The organism is Nevskia soli (genome assembly GCF_903970205.1).
In the GTDB taxonomy this organism is placed as follows: Bacteria; Acidobacteriota; Terriglobia; order Bryobacterales; family Bryobacteraceae; genus Bog-113.
This window is the reverse complement of the sequence record NZ_CAJCHS010000012.1, coordinates 1-4,594: the sequence shown is the minus strand read 5'-3', so window position 1 is coordinate 4,594 and position 4,594 is coordinate 1. Positions and strand designations below refer to the sequence as shown.

The window sequence follows — 4,594 nt, the reverse complement described above, 5'->3', positions numbered from 1 at the left end:
GGGGATGGGCTATCTTACGCAGAAGCTCGACGCGCAGACAAAGCTCGATCCGAAATCGGATTTGCGCGCTGGATTTGACCGTTTCCAGCCGGAAAGCCTAACCGCGAATCAGCCGCTGGTCGATCGCATCACGGAGCTGGCAAAGAGAAAAGGCGCTACGACGGCGCAGTTGTCGCTCGCCTGGCTACTCGCCAAGAAGCCGTTCATCGTCCCGATCCCCGGAACAGGCAAGGTCAAGCACCTTCAGGAGAACATCGGAGCTACGAAACTCACACTGACACCGCAAGACATGAACGAGATTGCCAGTGCGTTGTCCGGGTTCAAGGTGCATGGCGGCCGGATGAACGAACTTCAGATGAACATCGTGGAGCAGTAGGGCGAACCAGCGCGGGCCTCTTATCTTATGTGCAAATAATTCGTCAGCTTCCATGAGTAGCTCGTCCCAGCACTGGAGGAGCCAGCACTTTAGGAGATAGATTTGCCGGGTTGGCCTTGGCCTGCCTCTTTCCACCCGCTGTGGCGCCAAGAACAGGAGTAATGCTCGTAATCGGCTTGGCCCAGTCGGTAAACGGAAGGCCAATAGGCAATCGCCGGCGCAAGAGTTTGCTCCACCTGGACAAAAAGCCGTCACCTCAGCGATTGTTCCCAAGCACCGCGGCGGCGCGAGTTGTTTCGCTACGCCCTCACACGCTAGAATTAATCAAATCGCAACGCAAATTCAACATAGGTGACGTGTGTCCAGCCTCATTGCCGCTGAACAACCAATTTCCATCGCAGCTCCGCAGCCCATCCGCGGCATGGATCCCGACCGGATCAAGGTCTTTTCCGGGCGCGCCAACGAGCCTCTGGCCGCCGAGATGTGCTCCTATCTTGGCCTGCCGCTGAGCAACGTCAGGATCAAACAGTTTTCCGACGGCGAGATCGACCTGCAACTCGGTGAGAACGTGCGCGGCGCCGACGTCTTCATCGTGCAGCCCACCTGCACGCCGGTCGACCGCAACCTGCTGGAACTGCTGTTGATGATCGACGCCGTCAAGCTGTCGTCCGCGGAGCGCATCACCGTGGTGTTACCCTATTATGGGTACGGTCGTCAGGATCGGAAAGACAAGCCGCGAGTTCCGATCTCGGCCAAACTCGTAGCCAAAATTCTGGAATCCGCGGGGGCCAGCCGGATCATGGCGCTGGATTTACACGCGGCCCAGATCCAGGGTTTTTTCGATATCCCGGTGGACCATTTGTATTTCCGGCCGGTGCTTATCGACTATTACCGGCGCCTCAATCTGCCCAAATTGACGGTGGTTTCGCCGGATGCGGGTGGTGTGGAGCGCGCGCGCGGGATGGCCAAGCGTTTGAATACGCGGCTGGCCATTATCGACAAGCGGCGCGAGGAAGCCAATGTCGCCGAGATCATGAACGTGATCGGCGATGTAGTAGATGCCCACTGCCTGGTGGTCGACGATTTGATCGATACCGCCGGGACCCTGGTGGGAGTGACGGAAGCCCTGCTGTCAAAAGGCGCGGCTTCGGTAACAGCGGCCGCTACCCATGCGGTGCTGTCGGGGCCGGCCGTTGAGCGGATCGAGAAGTCGGCGCTCCGCGAGGTGGTTTGCTCCAACTCGATTCCTTTGTCCGAAGCGGCAAGGAATTCGAGCAAGATTCGCACGTTGTCGGTCGGGCCGCTGTTGGCCCGCGCCATTCAGTCCATTCACGAGGAGACCAGTATTAGCGTGCTCTTCGAGAACGTGGAATAGTTTCGTCAAGCGCCAGCCAACCCACGCTAGTAAATCGGACTTGGCCGGATGCTAACTGAGCCGCGCGCGTAAGCGAGCGGTTTCCCGGGGTGCCGAAACCCCGGACAGGAGATATAGAAGTTGAGAACCGATACCGTCGTCGCGGCCTCCATACGTGAGGGCCGCGGCAAGAACGAAGCTCACCGCACCCGCGCGGCGGGCCACATCCCAGCCGTGGTCTACGGCGCCTTTAAAGATCCCGTCTCGATCGCCGTCAGCCCCAAAGAAATCCTCGGCATCATCCACTCGAAGACCGGCCACAATACCATCTTCGATCTCGATATCGCCGGCGGGGACAAGTCCCCGGTCATGGTGGTCGATGAGCAGTACGACCCGGTCAAAGGCCGCCTCCTGCACGTCGATCTGAAGCGCATCGATCTCACCCGCCGCCTCCGCGTCACCGTCCCCGTCGTTACCCAGGGCGAACCGAAGGGCGTCAAACAACAGGGCGGTCTGCTCGAAGTCATTACCCGCCAGGTCGAAATCGAGTGCGTTCCGGATTCCATCCCCGAGAATTTCGTCATCGACGTTTCCGAACTCATGCTCAATGAATCGAAGCGCGCCAGTGACATTAAGCTGGCCGAAGGCGTCCGCCTATTGAGCGCGCCCGAATCCGTGATCGCTCACGTGGTCGGCCTCAAGGCCGAAGAGGAACCGGCCGTCGCCGCCGATGTCGCCGCTCCGACCTCCGAGCCCGAAGTCGTCAAGAAGGGCAAGAAGGAAGACGAAGCGCCCGCTGCCGAGACCGGGAAGAAGAAGTAGCCCGGCGTCCCGAAAGTGTTTCTGGTGGCAGGCCTGGGCAATCCCGGCGAGGAATATCGCTTTACGCCGCATAACCTGGGCTTCATGACCATCGACCGTTTGGCTGCACAATCCGGCATTCGCGTCACGCGCCCGGATTCCAAAGCCCTGGTCGGCGCCGGAACCATCGAGGGGCAACCTGTCATGCTGGCGAAACCCATCACGTATATGAATCTGAGCGGCACATCGCTGCGGCCGCTGATGGAAAAGCATGAACTGACGCCGCGGGATCTGATCCTGATTTTCGATGAACTGGATCTCCCGTGGCCTACGCTGCAAATCAAGCCGAAAGGCTCCGGTGGCACGCACAACGGAGCTAAGTCGGTTGTGGAAAGTCTCGGAACCCGGGAATTCGCCCGGATCCGCATGGGAATCAATCCGGGCCGCCCGCTCGCTGACGCGGCCGAGTATGTGCTTTCGCCTTTTAAGCGGAAGCAGGAAAAGGAATTGGACGAACTGGTCGGCCTCGCAGCTGACGCGGTTCGTGCAGTAATCGCTGAAGGCGTCGAAAAGGCCATGACGAAATTCAATCGTCGCGCTGGAAGCTAACACAAAAGAGGAAGAATGCGTATTTACGAAGAGCTGTTTATCGTCAAGCCGGATGCCACGGAGGAGGAAGTCGATCACCTCATCGAACAGATGTCGGGAGTGATTACCCATGCCGGAGGCGTCGTCAACAAAGTAGATAAGTGGGGCAAGCGCAGGCTTGCCTACCGTGTAGACAAGTACCGCGAAGGCGAGTACGTCCTGATTGAATTTCAGGCCGAGGCGCCGACCGTGCACGAATTCGAACGCCGCCTGCGCGTCAACGACGTTGTGATCAAGTTCATGACGGTGCGCATCGATGAAGATTTGAAGCGCATCGAGAAGCGTAAGAAACATCGCGAGAAACGCGCCAGCCGCAAGGCCAGTGCAGCTCCCGCCGCGCCGCAACCGTCCGTTGCGCAACAAATGCTCGGGCCCGAGATGCCCGCGGCTCAGTAAGTCAGGAGCTAAGGAGACATCATGGCAGAAACTCGTGGAGGAAGACCGGTCAGCGCGTCCCAACGGCCCACCGGCGGTGATAAGGCAGTCGCGACGCAGAAGAAGCAATACTTCCGTCGCAAGAAGGTTTGCCGGTTCTGTGTCGAGAAGATCGACGATATCAATTACAAGGACGTGCGCATGCTCTCGTCGTTCATCGCCGAGCGCGGCAAAATCGTTCCCCGGCGCGTGTCCGGCGTATGCGCCCCGCACCAGCGCCGGTTGAGCGAAGCCATTAAGATGGCTCGCAACATCGCGCTGCTGCCGTTCTCGTCGCCCGCTTAAGTGTAAGGAGATCACGACATCATGGAAGTCATCTTAAGAGAAGACGTCGAGAAACTCGGCGCCCGCGGCGAAGTGGTCAAAGTCGCCGCCGGATATGCCCGCAATTTCCTGCTGCCGCAGCGCCTGGCCGTGGCCGCCACCGAATCCAACAAGAAGATTGTGGATCAGGAGCGGCAAGCCTGGCTCAAGCGTGAAGCCAAAGCCCAGAACGAATCGGAAGATCTGTCGAAGCTGCTGGATGCGCAGACCGTCACTATCACGCAGCGCGCCGGCGAGAACGATCAGTTGTTCGGCTCGGTGACCGCCAAAGATCTGGCCGATGCTCTGGAAGCGCAGGGCTTTACCATCGATCGCCGGAAGATTCTGCTCGAAGAGCCCATCCGTTCGCTCGGCGATTTCACAGTTCCGGTGCGCCTGCATCGCGCGGTCACGGCGAACCTGAAGGTTCACGTCGCGCGCGAAGATTAGACCGTGAGCTTCGAGCTTACCGGACAAGTCGCGATCGTTACGGGGGCGGCCACCGGTATCGGCGCCGCCATCGCCCGCCGTCTCGCGCGCGCCGGCGCCCTCGTCGGCATCGCGGACCTGGATCCAGGCGGCGCCAGCGATGTCGCCGGATCGATCGACAACGCGTTCCCGCTGGTAGTCGACATCACAAAGTCCGATGAAGTCAATGCGGCGGTGTCTAAGACACT

8 protein-coding genes are annotated in these 4,594 nt (G+C 59.6%); all 8 read left to right on the top strand.

Going from position 1 to position 4,594, the window contains the following annotated elements:
* On the top strand, positions 1 to 376 hold a 376-nt coding region (locus tag H1Y01_RS00650), incomplete at its 5' end, for an aldo/keto reductase (protein WP_180538165.1).
* Positions 377 to 797: 421 nt separating this feature from the next.
* A complete protein-coding gene (locus tag H1Y01_RS00645; RefSeq protein WP_180538164.1) occupies positions 798 to 1,751 on the top strand; it encodes a ribose-phosphate pyrophosphokinase in 954 nt (317 codons plus the stop codon).
* A gap of 120 nt (positions 1,752 to 1,871) precedes the next feature.
* Positions 1,872 to 2,552 (top strand): 50S ribosomal protein L25, encoded by a 681-nt coding sequence (locus H1Y01_RS00640; protein ID WP_180538163.1) that lies wholly within the window; start codon positions 1,872 to 1,874, stop codon positions 2,550 to 2,552.
* Positions 2,553 to 2,576: 24 nt separating this feature from the next.
* Positions 2,577 to 3,140 carry an aminoacyl-tRNA hydrolase gene (pth, locus tag H1Y01_RS00635; protein ID WP_219341150.1) on the top strand — a complete coding sequence of 188 codons (564 nt, stop codon included), beginning with the start codon at positions 2,577 to 2,579 and terminating at the stop codon, positions 3,138 to 3,140.
* 15 nt (positions 3,141 to 3,155) lie between these two features.
* Positions 3,156 to 3,575 (top strand): 30S ribosomal protein S6, encoded by a 420-nt coding sequence (rpsF, locus tag H1Y01_RS00630; RefSeq protein ID WP_180538161.1) that lies wholly within the window; start codon positions 3,156 to 3,158, stop codon positions 3,573 to 3,575.
* Between the two features lie 21 nt (positions 3,576 to 3,596).
* The gene (gene rpsR, locus H1Y01_RS00625) at positions 3,597 to 3,899 is read left to right on the top strand and encodes a 30S ribosomal protein S18 (RefSeq protein WP_180538160.1); all 303 of its coding nucleotides are present in this window, start codon (positions 3,597 to 3,599) and stop codon (positions 3,897 to 3,899) included.
* 21 nt (positions 3,900 to 3,920) lie between these two features.
* Positions 3,921 to 4,367, top strand: coding sequence for a 50S ribosomal protein L9 (gene rplI / locus H1Y01_RS00620; RefSeq protein ID WP_180538159.1), 447 nt, complete (start codon positions 3,921 to 3,923; stop codon positions 4,365 to 4,367).
* Between the two features lie 3 nt (positions 4,368 to 4,370).
* A partial coding sequence (locus H1Y01_RS00615; RefSeq protein WP_180538158.1) for an SDR family NAD(P)-dependent oxidoreductase occupies positions 4,371 to 4,594 on the top strand: 224 nt, incomplete at its 3' end.

Excerpts from the sequence above, each read along its gene's own strand:
- H1Y01_RS00645 (WP_180538164.1), top strand. The coding sequence starts at position 798 with ATGGATCCCGACCGGATCAAGGTCTTTTCCGGGCGCGCCAACGAGCCT.
- rpsF (WP_180538161.1), top strand. The coding sequence starts at position 3,156 with ATGCGTATTTACGAAGAGCTGTTTATCGTCAAGCCGGATGCCACGGAG.
- rpsR (WP_180538160.1), top strand. The coding sequence starts at position 3,597 with ATGGCAGAAACTCGTGGAGGAAGACCGGTCAGCGCGTCCCAACGGCCC.
- rplI (WP_180538159.1), top strand. The coding sequence starts at position 3,921 with ATGGAAGTCATCTTAAGAGAAGACGTCGAGAAACTCGGCGCCCGCGGC.